The sequence below is a fragment of the Rhizobium sp. 62_C5_N11_2 genome, assembly GCF_051811185.1.
Lineage (GTDB): Bacteria > Pseudomonadota > Alphaproteobacteria > Rhizobiales > Rhizobiaceae > Rhizobium > Rhizobium leguminosarum.
Genome location: NZ_JBPWPW010000001.1, coordinates 2,941,197 through 2,957,345 on the forward strand (window position 1 = coordinate 2,941,197; position 16,149 = coordinate 2,957,345).

General features: G+C 62.3%; 22 protein-coding genes. 4 read left to right on the forward strand and 18 right to left on the reverse strand.

The window, feature by feature from the left end; translation table 11 throughout:
- The first annotated feature begins 157 nt into the window (after nt 1–157).
- On the forward strand, nt 158–898 hold the full coding sequence (locus AB8B31_RS14810; protein WP_018242956.1) for an SIMPL domain-containing protein: 741 nt from the start codon (nt 158–160) through the stop codon (nt 896–898).
- Nucleotides 899–1,223: 325 nt separating this feature from the next.
- Here the strand turns inward: AB8B31_RS14810 and AB8B31_RS14815 are convergent, their stop codons facing one another.
- The 6 genes from AB8B31_RS14815 to AB8B31_RS14840 all read right to left on the reverse strand — a co-directional run bounded on the left by AB8B31_RS14815 (nt 1,224) and on the right by AB8B31_RS14840 (nt 5,080).
- Complete coding sequence (locus tag AB8B31_RS14815; protein WP_018446610.1) at nt 1,224–1,604, reverse strand: hypothetical protein; 381 nt, start codon at nt 1,602–1,604, stop codon at nt 1,224–1,226.
- Nucleotides 1,605–1,781: 177 nt separating this feature from the next.
- Nucleotides 1,782–2,087, reverse strand: a complete 306-nt coding sequence (locus AB8B31_RS14820) for a hypothetical protein (protein WP_018242958.1) — start codon at nt 2,085–2,087, stop codon at nt 1,782–1,784.
- A gap of 126 nt (nt 2,088–2,213) precedes the next feature.
- Nucleotides 2,214–2,636 carry a secondary thiamine-phosphate synthase enzyme YjbQ gene (locus AB8B31_RS14825; protein ID WP_018446611.1) on the reverse strand — a complete coding sequence of 141 codons (423 nt, stop codon included), beginning with the start codon at nt 2,634–2,636 and terminating at the stop codon, nt 2,214–2,216.
- Nucleotides 2,637–2,740: 104 nt separating this feature from the next.
- The gene (locus AB8B31_RS14830) at nt 2,741–3,094 is read right to left on the reverse strand and encodes a DUF1428 domain-containing protein (RefSeq protein WP_018242960.1); all 354 of its coding nucleotides are present in this window, start codon (nt 3,092–3,094) and stop codon (nt 2,741–2,743) included.
- Nucleotides 3,095–3,185: 91 nt separating this feature from the next.
- Nucleotides 3,186–3,725: a DUF922 domain-containing Zn-dependent protease gene (locus tag AB8B31_RS14835; RefSeq protein ID WP_050565075.1), complete on the reverse strand. Its 540-nt coding sequence runs from the start codon at nt 3,723–3,725 to the stop codon at nt 3,186–3,188.
- 134 nt (nt 3,726–3,859) lie between these two features.
- Nucleotides 3,860–5,080, reverse strand: a complete 1,221-nt coding sequence (locus tag AB8B31_RS14840; RefSeq protein WP_026230697.1) for an MFS transporter — start codon at nt 5,078–5,080, stop codon at nt 3,860–3,862.
- 239 nt (nt 5,081–5,319) lie between these two features.
- On the opposite strand from AB8B31_RS14840, the gene AB8B31_RS14845 reads away from it, so the two are divergent.
- Together AB8B31_RS14845 and AB8B31_RS14850 are read left to right on the forward strand one after the other, a co-directional pair.
- Entirely contained in the window at nt 5,320–5,787 is a 468-nt protein-coding gene (locus tag AB8B31_RS14845) for an ester cyclase (RefSeq protein WP_047618415.1), read from the forward strand.
- Nucleotides 5,787–6,713, forward strand: a complete 927-nt coding sequence (locus AB8B31_RS14850) for an NADP-dependent oxidoreductase (RefSeq protein ID WP_130652801.1) — start codon at nt 5,787–5,789, stop codon at nt 6,711–6,713. Before AB8B31_RS14845 ends, AB8B31_RS14850 begins: the two co-directional genes overlap by 1 nt.
- A 27-nt stretch (nt 6,714–6,740) precedes the next feature.
- Here AB8B31_RS14850 and AB8B31_RS14855 read toward each other — a convergent pair whose 3' ends face one another.
- Nucleotides 6,741–7,676, reverse strand: coding sequence for a LysR family transcriptional regulator (locus AB8B31_RS14855; protein WP_018242965.1), 936 nt, complete (start codon nt 7,674–7,676; stop codon nt 6,741–6,743).
- 78 nt (nt 7,677–7,754) lie between these two features.
- Nucleotides 7,755–8,474 carry a Crp/Fnr family transcriptional regulator gene (locus tag AB8B31_RS14860; protein ID WP_018446617.1) on the reverse strand — a complete coding sequence of 240 codons (720 nt, stop codon included), beginning with the start codon at nt 8,472–8,474 and terminating at the stop codon, nt 7,755–7,757.
- Nucleotides 8,475–8,607: 133 nt separating this feature from the next.
- On the opposite strand from AB8B31_RS14860, the gene AB8B31_RS14865 reads away from it, so the two are divergent.
- Entirely contained in the window at nt 8,608–8,853 is a 246-nt protein-coding gene (locus tag AB8B31_RS14865; protein WP_018242967.1) for a DUF6894 family protein, read from the forward strand.
- 159 nt (nt 8,854–9,012) lie between these two features.
- Here the strand turns inward: AB8B31_RS14865 and AB8B31_RS14870 are convergent, their stop codons facing one another.
- The 10 genes from AB8B31_RS14870 to AB8B31_RS14915 all read right to left on the reverse strand — a co-directional run bounded on the left by AB8B31_RS14870 (nt 9,013) and on the right by AB8B31_RS14915 (nt 15,962).
- Complete coding sequence (locus AB8B31_RS14870) at nt 9,013–9,255, reverse strand: DUF6894 family protein (RefSeq protein WP_018242968.1); 243 nt, start codon at nt 9,253–9,255, stop codon at nt 9,013–9,015.
- Between the two features lie 81 nt (nt 9,256–9,336).
- A complete protein-coding gene (locus AB8B31_RS14875; protein WP_130652802.1) occupies nt 9,337–9,735 on the reverse strand; it encodes a DUF427 domain-containing protein in 399 nt (132 codons plus the stop codon).
- Nucleotides 9,736–9,833: 98 nt separating this feature from the next.
- Complete coding sequence (locus AB8B31_RS14880) at nt 9,834–10,526, reverse strand: B3/B4 domain-containing protein (protein ID WP_130652803.1); 693 nt, start codon at nt 10,524–10,526, stop codon at nt 9,834–9,836.
- 3 nt (nt 10,527–10,529) lie between these two features.
- Nucleotides 10,530–11,429: a DMT family transporter gene (locus AB8B31_RS14885; RefSeq protein ID WP_130748014.1), complete on the reverse strand. Its 900-nt coding sequence runs from the start codon at nt 11,427–11,429 to the stop codon at nt 10,530–10,532.
- Between the two features lie 83 nt (nt 11,430–11,512).
- Complete coding sequence (locus AB8B31_RS14890) at nt 11,513–12,319, reverse strand: helix-turn-helix transcriptional regulator (protein WP_130652805.1); 807 nt, start codon at nt 12,317–12,319, stop codon at nt 11,513–11,515.
- Nucleotides 12,320–12,394: 75 nt separating this feature from the next.
- On the reverse strand, nt 12,395–13,192 hold the full coding sequence (locus AB8B31_RS14895; RefSeq protein WP_130652806.1) for an APH(3') family aminoglycoside O-phosphotransferase: 798 nt from the start codon (nt 13,190–13,192) through the stop codon (nt 12,395–12,397).
- A gap of 100 nt (nt 13,193–13,292) precedes the next feature.
- Complete coding sequence (locus AB8B31_RS14900; protein WP_018446623.1) at nt 13,293–13,454, reverse strand: hypothetical protein; 162 nt, start codon at nt 13,452–13,454, stop codon at nt 13,293–13,295.
- Nucleotides 13,455–13,559: 105 nt separating this feature from the next.
- Nucleotides 13,560–14,675: a DUF930 domain-containing protein gene (locus AB8B31_RS14905; RefSeq protein WP_166465881.1), complete on the reverse strand. Its 1,116-nt coding sequence runs from the start codon at nt 14,673–14,675 to the stop codon at nt 13,560–13,562.
- A gap of 85 nt (nt 14,676–14,760) precedes the next feature.
- On the reverse strand, nt 14,761–15,501 hold the full coding sequence (locus AB8B31_RS14910) for a DUF930 domain-containing protein (RefSeq protein ID WP_130652807.1): 741 nt from the start codon (nt 15,499–15,501) through the stop codon (nt 14,761–14,763).
- Nucleotides 15,502–15,668: 167 nt separating this feature from the next.
- The gene (locus AB8B31_RS14915; protein ID WP_018242976.1) at nt 15,669–15,962 is read right to left on the reverse strand and encodes a GYD domain-containing protein; all 294 of its coding nucleotides are present in this window, start codon (nt 15,960–15,962) and stop codon (nt 15,669–15,671) included.
- Nucleotides 15,963–16,149 lie beyond the last annotated feature (187 nt).

Consider the following 16,149-nt stretch of genomic DNA (forward strand, 5'->3'; position numbering starts at 1 on the left):
CTTAAGAGTTGGCGGACGTCCTGCAGGTACAGGCTCCGATACAGGCATCCCTGACATTTTTTTCTCGCTACACATGCGCCTGTCTTTTCCGCCGTAATAGCTTCACAATCAACCGACAGAAAGCTCTTCCGGGAAACGACAACCAAGGAATGAAAACATGGCGCCGATCTATACCAGAACAGTCCTGATGACCGCCCTTTTGGCGCTGCCGCTCGCCGCCGCAGCGCCCGCCTTCGCGCAGGAGATGAAGCCGCGCGAGCCGGTGATTTCGGTGACCGGCGATGGCGAATCGTCCGTCGCTCCCGATATGGCCATCGTCAATTTCGCCGTCGTCAAACAGGCGAAAACCGCCCGCGAAGCGCTCGACGAGAACAACAAGGCGATGAACGACGTGCTTGCCGCGCTGAAGAGCGGCGGCATCGCCGAGCGCGACCTCCAGACCTCCGGCTTTTCCATCCAGCCGCAATACAATTATCCGCAGCCGGTCGACGGCCAGCAGCAGCAGCCGCAGCTGATCGGCTACCAGACCATCAATTCGGTCACCGTCCGGCTGCGCGATCTCGCCAAGCTCGGCGCGGTGATCGACCAGTCCGTCAGCCTCGGCATCAACCAGGGCGGCGACATCCAGTTCACCAATGACAAGCCGGATGCCGCCATCGAAGAGGCGCGCAAGGATGCCGTCGCCGAAGCGGTCAAAAAGGCGAAGACGCTGAGCGAAGCCGCCGGCGTCAAGCTCGGCCGCATCATCGAGATCAACGAGAATGTGCCTCGCGCAATGCCGCAGCCGGTCTATCGCGCTACGATGATGAAGGAGGCCTCCGACGCTGCCGTTCCCGTCCAGAGCGGCGAGAACAATTACAATGTCAGCGTCACCGTGACCTTCGCCATCGAGCAGTAAAATGAAAGCGCCGCGCCTCTTTTCAGGCGCACGGCGCTCAAACTGCTGTCAAAGTCTACCGACTTCCTGCTGATTGAGACACGCAACATCTCGGCTCTGGAGATCGGCGAGACCAGCCCCTCATCCGGCTGCCGCCACCAGCCGGATGAGGGGCAGCCATTGGCGCCAACCGGACAGCCGTGGCACAAGACCCACGATGATGCCGGAGGAAAGAGCGCAGTCAAACTGAGCGCACAAAGAAAACCGCCCTTGCCGATCCGGGGAGACTGGCAAAGGCGGTTGTGGCCGCCGCATCGGGGAGACGAGGCGGTATTCGACCTTGATATCAGCGGCGCAGAGCGGGGCAACCGCGCACATTGCCGAAGCTCATCTCATCGGGGCCGCGACGGGTCCAACCCTGGACGATCACGCGGCGCGGCGTGATGTCGACGACCCGGGCGCGGCGGAAGCCGTAATCGCGAGCGAGGTTTTCGGCGAGCTGCGGATTGCAGCCGCGCGACGGGCGGCCATAGCCCGGAAGCGGACGGTCATAACCCGGAGGCGGACGGTCATAACCCGGAGGCGGACGGCGATAGTCCTGCGGCGGACCCCGGTCCGGCTCGCCAATAATAATATTCAACTGGGCGGCGGCAGGCGCCACCGTGCCGGCCAGGGTACCGGCTGTCAGCATGACGGCAAGACCCGCCTTTGCCAGAAACTGCATCATCGAAAAACCTTTCGTTTGAAAGTCGGGCCGGTCAAGCCGCCCTCCCCATTCGTCCGCATTACGCCGAAGCGTCATTTGGGAATCACTCATACGGGTCAGAGAAGAGACGGCTGAAAGTGTCAGCGTCAAGGCAAAAACGGGGCGGCAAGCACCACATGGGCGCTTGCCGCGGAGTCCTCAGCGCCGGATCAGCGGGCAGCCGCGGACATTCGCGAAGGTAATCCTGTCCCAGCCGCGGCGTTCGCGCCCCGCGACGACAACGACCCGTGGCGACATGCGGGTGATGTGGGCGTCCCGCAGGCCGAAATCACGCGCCTTGCGCACCGCATGCATCGGCGAGCAGCCGCGTATCGGACGATGGTATTGCGCCTCGACGATAAAGCTCGTCTGCGGCCCTGCGGCGGCGGCCGTGGAAACTGTGGCCGGAATGGTGCAGAGGGCGAGCAAAGCGGCAAGCGAAGCCTTAGTCAGGAAATGCGTCATGGGGTGTCTCCGTCGATTGGTATTACCTAAGCTCTCCCTTCAGGGATTGTCTCGACAGTAACCGCCGCAAACTGAACGGTGTTCGAACCGGGCATTCAGTTTGCATTCACAAGAATGAATCCGGTTTCAGCTGCCAAGATGCAGCACGATTTCGCGCCGGTGCGGCCGGTCGCGATGTTCGTAGAGATAGATACCCTGCCAGGTGCCAAGCATCAGCCGCCCCCTGGCGACGGGAATGCCGATCGAGACCTGCGTCAGCGCCGCCTTGATATGCGCCGGCATGTCGTCCGGCCCCTCGGCCCGATGCACGACCCAGCCCATCGAGGGATCGGAGGCCGGCGGCACGAGGCGGCGGAAGAAGGAGAGAAGATCGGTGCGCACGTCGGGATCGGCATTTTCCTGGATCAGCAGCGAACAGGAAGTGTGGCGCACGAAGACGGTGAGAAGCCCCTCCTCCCGCCCCGACGCTCTGACGAAGGCCTCCGCCTGGTCGGTGAATTCGTAAAGGCCCTGTCCGCGTGTGGACAAGATGAGGATCGTCTGAGGCAAGGCGCTCTCCCGTCTGGAATGACATCTCCCGGGAGTTGGCGCGCCGTGACGGCCAAGTCAATGCTTGCCTCACGCAAGTCTACACGCGCCCTGGCAAGGCGGCATCAGAGCTTGAGCATCATCTCGAAGCCGCCATAGATCATCCGCTTGCCGTCGAACGGCATCTGCCATTGGTCGCCCTTGAGTCTCGGATCGTCCATCACCTTCGCATTGATATCGTCACGCTCCTGCCGGGACCGGTAGACGATCCAGGAAAACACCACCACCTCGTCCTCCTTGGCCTGCACGGCGCGGGGAAAGGAGGTCAGCTCGCCATAGGGCACGTCGTCGCCGATGCATTCGACATATTCGAGCGCGCCATATTCCTTCCAGATCGAGCCGGCGAAGGTCGAGAATTCTTTGTAAGCATCGACATTCTCCTTCGGCACCGCCACGATGAAACCGTCGACATAGGACATTGCGCTTCTCCTCCACCTGCCCTCGTTAGCGGGAGAGATAGGAGATCGGTCGGGCAGGTCCAGGGATAAAGCGCGCGGCAGCGACGGGCAATCAGGGCCCGTTCACCAGCTTCAGGATGAGCTGCTGGATATTGCCGCCGTCACCCATTTCGATCTTGTCGAAGTCACGGCCGCGCTGGCGCTGCCTGCCGGAAATCTCGCCGAGGCGGCGGGTCAGTTCGATCCGGATCTTCTTGCAATCGGGATCGTCGGCGACGGTGAGGCCGATGCTCGTCGCCTCGATTTCCTTGACCATCTCCTTGATGGTCTCGCCATGCACCCGCTCATGGGCCTGCACGCCTGATATGAAGGCCTGCCAGCTGCTCTTGACGGCGGCCGGCAGCTCGGCCGCCGGCTTCGGCAGCGTATAGGTGATGATCAGCTTCGGCCGGTTGGTCGTGATCACGCAGGCGTTTCCCTGCGGTTCGTATTTCCGGGTCCAGGTCAACTTGAACGTCGTATGCGCGATCACCCTGCCCGCACCGGCTTCAGGCCCTCGCGCCCCAATCGATTCATAGAGCTCAGCGCCCGTTTTGCCTGATATCGAATAAGGCCGCACCTCTTCGACCGCCTGCCACTCGGCCAGCGCCATAGCCGGCACCGACGTGAAAACTGCCGCCAGGACACAGGATAGGAAATTTGTCGTCGTCACGCGCGGCTCCGCCGAATGATATTTGGGGCGAACCTAACGGGAGCGGTCGCCGCTTTCAACGCGTCATGCATGCACTAGCCCTGCAGCGTCTTGACCTTGGTGAGATCGGGGAAGAGCCGCATCCACAGGAGCACGACGACGATCGTGCCGAACCCGCCGACAACGCCGGTGGCGACGGGCCCGAGGGCTGCCGCCATCATGCCGGATTCGAATTCGCCGAGCTGGTTGGAGGTGCCGATGAACAGCGAGTTGACGGCACTGACGCGGCCACGCATTTCGTCCGGCGTCAAAAGCTGCACCAGCGAGCTGCGCACGACGACGCTCACCGTGTCGGACGCGCCGACGACGAGCAGCGCTACGACGGAAAGCGCGATATTGGTGGAGAGCGAGAAGACGATGGTGGCGACGCCGAACACGGCGACGGCGGCAAGCATCTTGCGCCCGACATTGCTCTCGAGCGGCCGGCGGGCAAGCACGATCGACATGGCGAGCGCGCCGACCGCGGGCGCCGCGCGCAGCAGGCCGAGCCCCCACGGACCGGCATGCAGGATATCGCGGGCAAACATCGGCAGCAGCGCGGTCGCGCCGCCGAGCAGCACCGCGAAGAGATCGAGCGAGATCGTGCCGAGCATCACCGGTCGGCTGCGGATGAAGGAGACGCCGGCAAAGACCGAGGCTAGTGTCACCGGCTCGCGCTTGGCAGGGCTCCATTGCATCCGGATCGAGATGACGTTGAAACTCGCAACGGCAAAAAGCAGCGCTGCTATAGCAAAGGGCGCGACGGGATGGAGGCCATAAAGCAGGCCGCCGAGCGATGGGCCGACGATCAGCGCCGTCTGCATCATCGAAGTCGAGGTTGCAACCGCCTTCTGCAGCATCGAGGCCGGCACGATGTTCGGCAGCAGCGCCGCCATGGTCGGGCGCTCGAAGGCGACGACGGCGCCGAGCACCGTGACGGCGGCAAGGATGCCGGCCGGCGTCAGCCATTGCTGCCAGGTGGCGATCGCCAGCACCAGGGCCGTCACCGCCTCGATCAACTGGCAGACAAGCCCGATGCGCCGCCGGTCGAACCGGTCGGCGACATGACCGACGACGAAGGTCAGCACCGCCATCGGCAGGAACTGGCAGAAGCCGACGAGGCCGAGCGCAAAGGCGCTGTGCGTCTGATCGTAGATCATCCATCCCATGGCGATGCCAATGGACTGGAAGGAGAGCGAGGAAAAAACGCGGGAGGCAGCGAAGTTCAGATAGCCGGGGTGGCGAAGAACGCTCCCCGGTCCTTGGGATATGTCCATTGCGATGTCACCGGCCGGCAGCGTGGGTCCGCCAGCCTTTATAGAGTTTTTGAATGCCGGAACGGTGTTCTGCTCGAATGGATGGCTTGTCAATCGGAATGAGCTGCGCTCACCGGATTGCGTTAGGCCCGGGCCTTTGCTCATACAAAATATGGATGAGGCGATATATCAGGTATCAATTTCCGATATGGAGCGGCTGGCCGTAGCCTCATTGCTGTTACCAAACCAAGAGGCTTTCGATGACCATCGACACCACGGCAAGTACGCTGACCGCAGAGCAGCACGCAACGCTTGAAACCTTCTACGGCGCCTTCACGCGCAAAAATCCCGATCTTCTCGATGAGGCCGTCACATCAGGCTGGCAGGATATTCCGCTCGCCCCCGGCCAGGGTCCCGGGCCAGCCGGGCTGAAGCCGATCATCCTCGGCTTTATCGAATCCCTGCCGGATGTGGAGATCGTGGTCGACGAAGTGATCGGCTTCAACGACCGCGCCGGCGTTCGCGCCCGTATCGTCGGCACCCAACGCGGCGCGCTCTTCGGCATTCCGGCGACGAATCGCCGAATCGAGATCGCGCTCCATGAATTCCACCGCTTCGAAGGCGACAGGATCTCCCACACCTGGCATCTCGAGGACTGGTTCGGCATGCTGCACCAGCTCGGCGCCTGGCCGCCGAAGACGACGTCCCTTCATCCGGAGAGCGCGTGATGAAGGCCGCCCGCATCCATGCCTATGGCGCGATATACGATATCCGGATCGAGGATGTGCCCGAGCCGGTACCCGGCCTTGACGACGTGCTCATCCGTGTCGAGGCGGCCGCCCTCAATCCAATGGATAACAAGCTGCTTGCCGGATATCTGAAGGACTTTTTCCCCCTCGCCTTCCCCTATACGCTCGGGACCGATCTCGCCGGAACGGTGGTTGCAACAGGCCCGCTCGTCGCCACCGTCAGGCCGGGTGACAGGGTGATCGCGCGCACCGATCCGGCAAGCGGCGGCGCCTTTGCCGAACTGGCGGCCGTGCCCGCCCGATTGGTCGTTCCGATGTCGGCCGATCTGCCGCTCGCAAGCCTCGCCGGCCTGCCGACGGCTGCGGCCAGCGCCTGGCAGGCGCTGTTCGAGGCCGGAGCCGTCCAGCCCGGCCAATCGGTGCTTATCCATGCCGGCGCCGGCGGCGTCGGCAGCTTCGCGGTTCAGCTTGCAAAGCGTGCCGGCGCGCATGTGACGGCGACAGCCTCCGCGGCCAATCTCGACCTCGTCCGCTCGCTCGGCGCTGACGGGGTGATCGACTATCGCAACCAGGATTTTACCGCCTTCGCGACGGGCCTCGACCTGGTGATCGACACGATTGGCGGCGAAACGCTGGAGCGATCACTCGGCATCATCCGCCGCGGCGGCAAGCTCATCGGCCTTTCCGCACCGTTCGACACCGAAGGGCCGAAGGCGCGCGGCATCGATGCGCAATTCCTCTTTCACCAGAGCGATGCCGGCCGCCTGGCTGCGGTGGCGGCACTTGCCACAGATGGCCGTCTCCAAAGCGTCATCGGCCAAGAATTCGCCCTTGCGGACACGTCCGAGGCCTTGCGGTCCCTTTCGAAGGGTGGCGCCCGCGGCAAGACGCTGCTGATGGTGTAAGGCGAGCTGGCGACTTCACAAGCAGGATCAGTTCGATTCCCCGAGCCGATCCTGCTTTTTCGCCGCAACTGACCCGATCAGTTCGCGGAACCACTGCTGCCCGACATGGGAATCGTTGCGGCGATGCCATGACAGCGCAAAGGAGACCGGCAGCAGCTCGATCGGCGGCTTATGGAGAGACAGCTGGGCGCGGCTATCCGAAACGTCGACGATGCCGCGCATCAGCGTGGCGACGAGATCGGTCTCGGCGACGATCGCCGGCGCCGCATACATCTGCGGCAGCGTCAGGCCGAGCCTGCGGCGCAGGCCGAGTTCCGAAAGCTTACGGTCGACATGGCCATAACGATCGCCTTCCGGCGATACGAGCAGGTGGTCGAGCGCGACGAAAGTATCGAGATCGAGACCCCTTGCCGCCGCCGGATGATCGGCGCGGACGATCGAAACGAAGCTCTCCTCGAAAAGCAGCCGGGAAAGGATGCGTGGCGACGTGGAAACCGGCACGCCGACCGCCGCATCGACCTCGCCAGCATCGAGCATTTCCACCGCCTTTTCACGGGCGATGAAACCCTTGACATCGATGCTGATATTGGGCGCGGCCTGCCTGATCGCAGCCAGCAGCTTCGGCAGAAGCACGAAGGCTGGGTGTTCGGAGAGACCGAGCCGGAACGAAGCCGATGACGACCGCGGGTCGAAGACACCGCTGAAAGCCAGCGCCTCCTGCGCATGCCGCAGAGATTTTCCGATCGGCTCGGCAAGATCGAGCGCGCGCGGTGTCGGCTCCAGCCCGCTCGGGCTGCGCACGAAGAGCTCATCCTGAAAAAGCTGGCGCAACCTGGCAAGTGCAGCACTCATCGCCGGCTGGGTGCGGCCGATGCGGGCGCCGGCCCGGGTGACGCTGCGCTCTGCCATGATCGCGTCGAAGGCGACCAGGAGGTTGAGATCGACCGCTGGAAGGTTATTCATGATGTGGATGATCCCGGTCGACGACTATCGACCGGCAACATGTTGCAAACCCCGTTTAGATGCAAGAACCATGACGCCCTAGCGCGGTTCCCTGGAGATGCTGAGATAGCCGGGATCGAATTCGGCGATTTCCTGCAGGCGTTCCCAGTCGACGATGGTGATCGTCCGGTTCTCCCAGATGAACACGCCCTCGCGCCTCAGCGCCTGCAGCGTCTTGTTCAGATGGACGACGGAAACGCCGAGCACGTCGGCCATCTCGATCTGCGTCAACGGAAACTGGAAGCTTGCGCCCCGCGTCCGCTTCACCACCTGCAGCCGCACGAACAGTTCGCAGACGAGGTGGGCGATATGGGCGCGCTTGGAGCGCCGGCCCATGGCGACGATCCACTCGCGGTGGATGGCGCCATCGACGAGCGTGTCGAGCCAGAGCAGCCGCGTCAGGTGCGGCATGCGCTCGGTGATCGTTCTGAGATCGCCGTGGTCGGCGAAGGCGACATGGCAGGACGACAGCGCAACGATGCCGTGATCCATCTTCTTGATCGGGAAAGCGTGCAGATCGACGAAATCGCCGGCGACATGCAGTGCGGTGATCTGGCGACTGCCATCGGCCATCACCTTGTAGCGCGCCGCAAATCCATCAAGCAGCAGCGTGCTGTAACCCGGCCTGCTCCCTTCGGAGACAAGATCCTCCCCGGCAGCAAAATACCTGTCTTTGACGATGATCGCTCTGAGATGGCTTTCCTCTTCGGCCGACAAAATATCGCGGCTTCCAAGGTTGAGCAGCAGGGATTCAATCACGGTCTTGCCCGCCCGATATTGCTGGAGCCCTGATCCATTTCGATGCGACCTATATTTTCTATAAGAATCAATGCCTAGCCTCGGGAACAATTGTCTTCATCTGTGATTTCTCCTGTGACGCGCAGGAAAGAACATGGCTCGCTACTATTTCGATCTACACAACGGGGAAGGCCCCACGCGCGACGAGCACGGTACCGAGCTCAGATCTCGTGAAGACATTCCGAAGGAGCTGACCCGCATCCTGCTGGATGTGGCCCGCGACGAACTGCCCGCGGGTGATCGAATGACGATCGCCATCACCGTTCGCGACGAGAGCGGCGATCCGGTCACGGTTGCCAGCCTCGTCTTCAACAATGAATGGCTCGACGTCTTACGATAGCGGTTGCCGTTTAGGGGCTGCCGCCGGTCACTCCTACGCATCAATCCGACTCGGTCGGTTGGCGCGACGCTAAGACCCGCCTTGATAGCCGGCAATTAAATTTGACATAGTCTTTTGATTGCTTTGGCTCGATCGACCGGCATTCGCAGCTTGGCGTGCCTATCGTGGCTGTTTCGCAATTTCTTCGAGAATCAGCCGGATTTCCGCGAGCGGTCGCCGGCTTTCATCGAAGAGTTCCACCGACATCATGTTCAGAGGTGCAGCCGGCAGACCTTCGGTGGCCATCTCCGCCAACACGCGCCGTGCCTCCGCTTTCGCAGCTTCGATGGATTCAAAATCATATGCCGTCTCGGTCGTCCCGGCGCCATCACGATCGAAGAGCTGAAAATAGAATTTTGGCACGACACATCTCCCCGCTAGATGACCCTAACGGTCCGGCGGCAAACATGTTCCGCCGGAACGGGTTCAATGTCATGCCTGCCGTCAGAAGGCGCCGGCTTCCGGAGAGGCCATCTCTTCGATACCGTCGACGCGGTCGGGATAGAAGGCGAGATGGTCCTTGATGCTGCTGACCACGGCATTCGGCGCCTCGTAGGTCCAGACGGCATTCTTCGAGCGCTCGCCGCCCGGAATGATGCTGTAATAGGAGGCGTCGCCCTTATAGGGGCAATGGCTGCTATGGTCGGTGCGCTGAAGCAGCGACATGTCCACATCCCTGCGCGGAATATACTGCACCGGCGGATAGGAGGCCTCGCACAGCGTCAGCGCATCGCGCGTATCGGCAATCGTCTTGCCGCCGAGCGTGACGACGACGCGGGAGGGATTGTGTTCGACGGTGATCGGATGATCCGGCCCCGGAATCTTGAACGACTTGTCTGACATCGGGTTCGTCTCCAGAAGCTATCGATCGCATAGAGATAGGGCGGGCATGCCGCCGGCCCAAGACCACGAACGTTGCTTTCCCTGAAACGCTGCGCCCTTTAGAACTCGAAACGCGGCGACACCGGACTGAGCATCGCCGTTTTCGCCGCCGCCGGCCAGTGCCGTGCAAGCGCATCCGCAACTGTTTCGACCAGCCTGGCGATGTCGTCGCCGGCGGAGGCGTGCAGCGCCTCGGCAACGATCAGCACCGAGCGCGTCGTCGCCCGCACCGCCGAAAGCCCGCTCTGCCGGTTCGTCCAGCGCCGCGCATGCGCATTCTGCGCCCCATCTGCGAAGATCACCTCGTTTGGCTCCGGATGTTCGCTCTCGCCGCCAAAGGTCAGATAGGTCTCGTCACCCCCAGCCCGCCGGACCTGGAGATCGCCTACGATCTTTTCAGCGTCGAAGACGGCGACCGGAATGGCGAAGGCAAGCGAAATCGCATTGCAGAGATCGATGAGCGGATGCAGGCGCGGCAGCGCATGTTCCTGGCGGAAGCGGCGCAGCAGCGCCTCGGAAGCGCAGCGATATTGCGTCGGCTTCAGCCCCATGCGGGAAAAGCCGCGCCGCCAGGCCTGGATTTCGGGGAATTCGCCTTCCTGCGCTTGCGCCAGCCGGGCCTCGGCGATTGCGTTGAAGTCTGCGATCGCCGCTTCGACATCGGCATCCGCATGGATCCCTCCCGCATGCAGCGCGCCGGCGCGAAGCTCTGGAAAGGCCTGCCATATGGCATCGGAATGGCTGAACTGCATGATCTATCTCCCGCCGGCAAGTTTGACCGTGCGGGTCCCGGCAAAGGCGAGACCGAGCACGGCCGCAAGCACGCAGGCGATGCCGGCGAGCTGGTGGAGCCCGACCGGTTCGCCAAGGAGGATGAAGGCAAGCATGACGGCGGAAACTGGCGCAACCGCGGTGAAGAGTGCGGCTTCGGTGCCGCTCACCCTTTCTGCCCCCGCATACCACAGCAGAAATCCGCCGACGGTCGGCACCAGCGCATAATAAAAGACGGCGGCGACAGTGCTTGCGGAAATACCCTGTGCGAAAGGCGCTTCGAAAATAGCGGCCGGGATGGCGGCAACGATGAAGCCGATGCCGGTCATCAGCGTCGACTGGGCAAGCGGCGCAATCTCCGTCTTCAGCTTTTTGTTCAGCAGGATGAACAATCCCTCGCAGACGACCGCCAGGAAGATCAGCGCATTGCCGGAGAGCGATCCGCCGGCCGCATCCGGCGTGAAGGCGATCGACAGCACGCCAGCCGTCGCAAGCGCCACGGCCAGAAGCAGGGCACGCTGCGGCCGTTCGCGAAGCAGCAGGATGGAGATTGCGGCCGCCACCACCGGCAGCGTGCCGATGATGACGCCGGCATCGGCCGCCGAAGTCAGGCTGAGGCCGGAGATCAGCAGCGTCGTATAACCGACGCTGCCAGCCCCCGCCTGAATGAGGAGGATGAGGCGGTCGCTCCTGGAGAGTTTCGGCAACCGCGCGCCGGTCGCCCGCATCAGCAGGAGAAAGACAGGAAAGGCGATGGCGAAGCGCAATGCGGTGGCGCTGAACGGCGGCAGACCCGACGCGATCAGCTTGCTGGCTATGACGGTGCTTCCGACCGTCAACATCGCCAGCGCCAGATAGAAAAACCCATGAACCTGCCTCGACATCCAGCTTCTCCTGTTGCGCGAGCCGAGGAAACAGCAGGAGCCGGTCGGGGTCTTGAACGAAATTGCAGCCGCAAAATCGACGTTCAGACAAAGGCGCCGGCATAGAGGCGCGGCGACAGACCGTATTTGCGCACGAAGACGCGCGTCATGTGGCTCTGGTCGGCAAAGCCGCTGGCAAAGGCGGCTTCCGCCAGCGGCATGCCCTGAGCGATCAGCCGCCTCGCGATATGGATGCGGGCCTGGATGAGATAGGCATGCGGCGTCAAACCGGTCGCCTTGGCAAAACCGCGCAACACCTGGAAGCGGCTCAGCCCGCTTTCCCTGGAAAGATCGGCGAGCGAGACGGCGGCAAGCGGATCGTCGTCAATCAGGTTTCGGGCGGCGCGGATCGACGCCGGCACCAGTGGCCGCTCTTCGGTAGCAAAGCGCTCGCGCATGACGTCGGCGACGAGTTGCAGAAGCAGTTCCTCGCAGAGCAGCCCATCCGCCGCCGCGCCGTCGGTCACCGCGCCAAACAGCGTTTCGAAACGGGCGGCGATCGCCGCATTGCGGATGACCGGATGCGGGATTTCCGATCGCCCCGCCCCGCCTTCGCCGATCTCTTGCGACAGACCGGTGACGATGGCGGGATCGAAATAGAGGATGCGCCACGATCGCCCCTCACCGATCGGCGCGCCGTCATGCACCTCGTTCGGATTGACCGTGATGATGTCGCCGGCCTCTGCCTCCACCATGCCGCGGCCGCTGAGCGAAGATTGCGCGCCGGCGGAAATCAGGCCGATGCCGAACTGCTCATGCGTGTGCCGGTCGAAGCTGTGAGGCGTTTCCGCTTCCACCGCTTCGACGCCAGCCAGCGCCGAGCGCAACATCCTGAACTGGTTTTTCGCCATTTTCTGCCCGCAGGTCCGATCACCGGGCACTCTGCCAGCCGCATGGGCATGACGCAATCGTTGCAGCCTGGAGGCCTAGAAGAACTCGTCGAGCAACTGATAGTATTCGAGCCGAGCCGGATCGGTGGCCGGCATGCCATAACAATCAAGGAAGGGCTGCACCAGCGCCTCGCCGAAATTATAGGCGATGCTGCGGCAGGCGAGCGCGATATCCTGATAGCGGTCGGCGACACCGAGACGGCTGCAATCGATATAACCCGAAAATCCCTCTTCGGAGGCGATGAAATTCGGCAGGCAGGCGTCGCCATGGGTGACGACGAGATCCTCGCCGCCTGGCCTCCCGCTTTCGAGTTCGGCAAACAGAGCCTCGGCACTCTTTCCAAGCCGCGTCTCATCGAAATCGGTCTCGTCGACGATGCCGGCCTGCATCCGCGCTTTCGCCGCCGCAATACGCGTCTCCAGCCGATGGTCGAAGGGGCACGATGCGATCGGCAGGCGGTGCAGGTCAAGAAGCGCCGCAGCCAGCAATTCGACCCGCGCAAGCGGCGTCAGCGCCGATGCACTGGCGAGGTCACTCCCGGGTAGCGCGCTGATCAGCAGCCGGTTGTGCACACCGTCGCTGTCCTCTGCAATGAAATCGGGACAGGACAGACCGCAAGTCTTGAGCCAGCGAAGCCTGACTGCCTCGTCGGCGAGTTCGCAGAAAGCACCAGCCTCTTCGACCTTCAGATAAAGCGTCGGCAACCCAAGAGCTTCCAGCCGGAAGACACTCGCGGCGGAACGGCCGAGTGCATCGCGCTCGAACCGGTAACCGGCCAAACGGGCATCAAGTGCGCCCGCCGACGGCGGTTGATCCTCTTGAAAAATCGACATGATATCTAGGCCATCGATGCTGCGGCATTATCCCGACCGGACGGGAGACCGCAAGCGGCACGGTCAGTCAGCGCACATCGGCACTGAACCCTCTGCGACCTCAATGAACGGTGTCGGCGGGCGCGGCTTCGAGAAGGATTTCGAAAGCCTCTTCCAGAGCAGCCACCAGAATATCGGTCAACTCGTCGCCCTTGTTTTCCAGGAACAGCGCGCTCACGGCTTCGTCCTGACGCTCAAAGAAACGCTCGATCTCATTCGACATATCATTGTCCTCTTCTTCACCGGATCATCACGGCCATGGGAAGAAGCTAGGTAGGGTTGCTTGCGCGTGGCTGTTGCCGGTGAGACGCAATCCAGGTCACGAGGACTAGTCACGAATTTCATATTTCGCATACTGACTGCGGGGGATCAATCCACCAACTTCGTGGGCAAACGACACGACTTTCGTGGCGTCCTCATCCACCTCGCAACGGAAACGAACCTGGTACCAGCCCTTAACTGTGCCAAAGGCTGCATCTCTCACATCAAGGATGGTACCGGTTCGCAATCCAAAACTAGGCAATGCGGACGGGAAATAACGCGGCGAACCGTGAACGAGTTGGCCCTGAAGCTCGGTGGCGCAAAGCGTGGCCACTCGCTCTTTGCGCGGAAGACCACTGACCGCAGTTTGCGCAAACAAACTGCCATCTTCCGTCCGTGAAAACAGAGTTTTTGCCTTGGGCAGATCGTCTTTAGCTATCACTTTCGGTTTCTCAGCGGTCTGCTGCTCCGGCGGCTTGGCCTCCTCGATACTTGTATTGGCTTCGCCAGAGACATCTGTCGGCGGCCCATTACGCTCTGGGGAAACGTCGGTCGTCGCGACCTCAGGAAGCTTCACATCGTCCGGCACCGGCTTTGACGGAGGCTCCTCAGTTTTTGGTTTTTCTGCGGCAGCCTTTGTCGGCATCTGCGCCGGTTCGGCATCGTGCTGCGGCGGAGTTGTTGCGGGTTTGTTTTCGCCCTGAGAAGAATTTCCCGCCAACGACTTTTCGGGGCCGCTATTCCTGTCGCCAAACTCGATGACAGGGCTCAGAGTCGGCATAGGCCTCGGCTTAGTTTGCTCGGGAGTCTTGCTGGCCGGCGGAGGTGGAGGAGGAGGAGGCGGTGGCGGCGGAGGCGGTGGTGGTGGCGGTTCCTTCTTGGCCTCTTCCGGCGGCTTCGGCTCCGGTGGTTTTTCCTCGGGCTTGGGCTCCGGCTTCTTCTCCTCCGGCGGCGGAACGAGCTCCACTTTCACGCTCTCGTCTTCGACAGGCTTCGGCTCGATCTTCGGCAGCCCGAAAATCAGAAGAGCAATGATAGGAATATGCGCAACAACAGACACAACGACGCCCCAGCGGATTTCAGGCCGCTGTTTTCCCGTTTCATGCTGCGTTTCCGCTGGTTCCACGTCTTCTTCTGTCACAGCAGCGATGTGGCCTCTAAAGCCGGCAGCATCAAGCCACAAAAGAAAAAAACCGCGTGATCGCAACAGCCATTTAAAGTGCTACAGCGTCCTTTGCGCGTCCGAAAAGACGCGCTACGCTATAGTGTCATTGGTCGGCGGCTCCATCGTCGGCCACCAGATCATGCGCCTGCCATTCGCTTTGCGGAATGGCATCGCCGATGAGAAAGGCGAAGGAAGCGACCTTGCCGGAGCCGGCATCGAGTTGGCATTTGAACTGAATATTGTACCACTTCCGTTTGCTGCGGAAGGCGCCGCCCTTCACCTCGACCCTGTTGCCGGTGACCTTTTCCGCCGCCATCGCATAGGGCGCGAGCGCATCCGGCGCCATCGCCGGCTGCGCCCGGCGCACCTGCTCCATCGCCTCCAGATCACAAAGCTGTAGATTGCGCTCGCTGCCGGCAAGGCCGCGCAGCGCCTCGCGGGCGCGCCGGCTGCGCGAATCTGACAACACCGTCTCCGAAAACAGCTGGCCCGCCTGGACGAATACACCAGGCTTCGGCGGCACCGGAGGGACGGAAGCCACTTCAGGCGACCTCGCGGCCGTCGGCGCCTCCTCCTGATGCGGCGGAGCGATCTCCTGGACCGACGCACTCGCGTCCGGCTTTGCCGTAGTGGGTGCAGGCGTCTCGACCCGCTGCGCTATCGCAGAAGGTTTGGCGACTTCGGGAACGATATCAACCGTAATGCCGTCGTCCGGCAACGGTGCCGGCGGCTCAGGTCTCGGAAGCAGCAGGAGCAGCAGTGCAAGCATGACGGCATGCAGAGCGAACGAGGCGAAAGCGCCCCGCTCGATGCCTTCGTCCCGATTTTCCCACACCAGTGCCATCGCTCAGGAAGCAGCTGTCGGACAATCGAAGGCGGCCATAAAACCCGGGAACGCTTTCATCAAGAGCCCTGCCGATACGCCACGAGGAATTAAGGACAGGGCGACAGTGCCAGTCTGACGCGAGTTGCGCAACGCTTATGATCCCCGATAGCGTTCCTTTGTCGCGATCAACCAAGCGAGCCGATGATCTCTCGATAGGCCGCCTCCGGGAATGCCTTCAGTGTCTGGGTGCGGACATTGCCGCCCATCGCCAGCGAGAGGCCAAACCGCGCCATGACGGCATCGTCAGGCGCTTCGCAGACAGCCACCATGTCGTGGCCGCCCATCGTCAGAAAGAACTGGTTGAAGGAGCCGCCCATGTCGCCGAGCAGCTTCTTCGCCGCATCCAGCCGTTTTGACGAGTCGCGAACATTGCGCACACCTTGGTCCGTCCAGTTGATCAACACAATGTAAGTGGTCATTTTGCACCTCCCAGCGGAGGATTCGCCCGACACGGGCATGCGTCGGTCCTCGCTCGCGCATCGCGATCGATTTCTTCCCCCGTGGCCGGACTATAATCTTGTCACCACCAAGCGACAAGAAAGCCGCCGGGATCATTGGTATTAGGCATGTCGCCCAAAAGTGTGCGGCAGTGGCGCAAAGATCGAA

Bases quoted from the DNA above. Each gene is read 5' to 3' on its own strand.
- AB8B31_RS14820 (WP_018242958.1), bottom strand. From the start codon at position 2,087: ATGACGCATTTCCTGACTAAGGCTTCGCTTGCCGCTTTGCTCGCCCTC.
- AB8B31_RS14850 (WP_130652801.1), top strand. From the start codon at position 5,787: ATGAAGGCCGCCCGCATCCATGCCTATGGCGCGATATACGATATCCGG.
- AB8B31_RS14875 (WP_130652802.1), bottom strand. From the start codon at position 9,735: ATGTCAGACAAGTCGTTCAAGATTCCGGGGCCGGATCATCCGATCACC.
- AB8B31_RS14810 (WP_018242956.1), top strand. From the start codon at position 158: ATGGCGCCGATCTATACCAGAACAGTCCTGATGACCGCCCTTTTGGCG.
- AB8B31_RS14890 (WP_130652805.1), bottom strand. From the start codon at position 12,319: ATGGCGAAAAACCAGTTCAGGATGTTGCGCTCGGCGCTGGCTGGCGTC.
- AB8B31_RS14900 (WP_018446623.1), bottom strand. From the start codon at position 13,454: ATGTCGAATGAGATCGAGCGTTTCTTTGAGCGTCAGGACGAAGCCGTG.
- AB8B31_RS14915 (WP_018242976.1), bottom strand. From the start codon at position 15,962: ATGACCACTTACATTGTGTTGATCAACTGGACGGACCAAGGTGTGCGC.
- AB8B31_RS14885 (WP_130748014.1), bottom strand. From the start codon at position 11,429: ATGTCGAGGCAGGTTCATGGGTTTTTCTATCTGGCGCTGGCGATGTTG.
- AB8B31_RS14835 (WP_050565075.1), bottom strand. From the start codon at position 3,725: ATGGCGCTGGCCGAGTGGCAGGCGGTCGAAGAGGTGCGGCCTTATTCG.
- AB8B31_RS14895 (WP_130652806.1), bottom strand. From the start codon at position 13,192: ATGTCGATTTTTCAAGAGGATCAACCGCCGTCGGCGGGCGCACTTGAT.
- AB8B31_RS14880 (WP_130652803.1), bottom strand. From the start codon at position 10,526: ATGCAGTTCAGCCATTCCGATGCCATATGGCAGGCCTTTCCAGAGCTT.
- AB8B31_RS14855 (WP_018242965.1), bottom strand. From the start codon at position 7,676: ATGAATAACCTTCCAGCGGTCGATCTCAACCTCCTGGTCGCCTTCGAC.
- AB8B31_RS14845 (WP_047618415.1), top strand. From the start codon at position 5,320: ATGACCATCGACACCACGGCAAGTACGCTGACCGCAGAGCAGCACGCA.
- AB8B31_RS14865 (WP_018242967.1), top strand. From the start codon at position 8,608: ATGGCTCGCTACTATTTCGATCTACACAACGGGGAAGGCCCCACGCGC.
- AB8B31_RS14910 (WP_130652807.1), bottom strand. From the start codon at position 15,501: ATGGCACTGGTGTGGGAAAATCGGGACGAAGGCATCGAGCGGGGCGCT.
- AB8B31_RS14815 (WP_018446610.1), bottom strand. From the start codon at position 1,604: ATGATGCAGTTTCTGGCAAAGGCGGGTCTTGCCGTCATGCTGACAGCC.
- AB8B31_RS14840 (WP_026230697.1), bottom strand. From the start codon at position 5,080: ATGGACATATCCCAAGGACCGGGGAGCGTTCTTCGCCACCCCGGCTAT.
- AB8B31_RS14830 (WP_018242960.1), bottom strand. From the start codon at position 3,094: ATGTCCTATGTCGACGGTTTCATCGTGGCGGTGCCGAAGGAGAATGTC.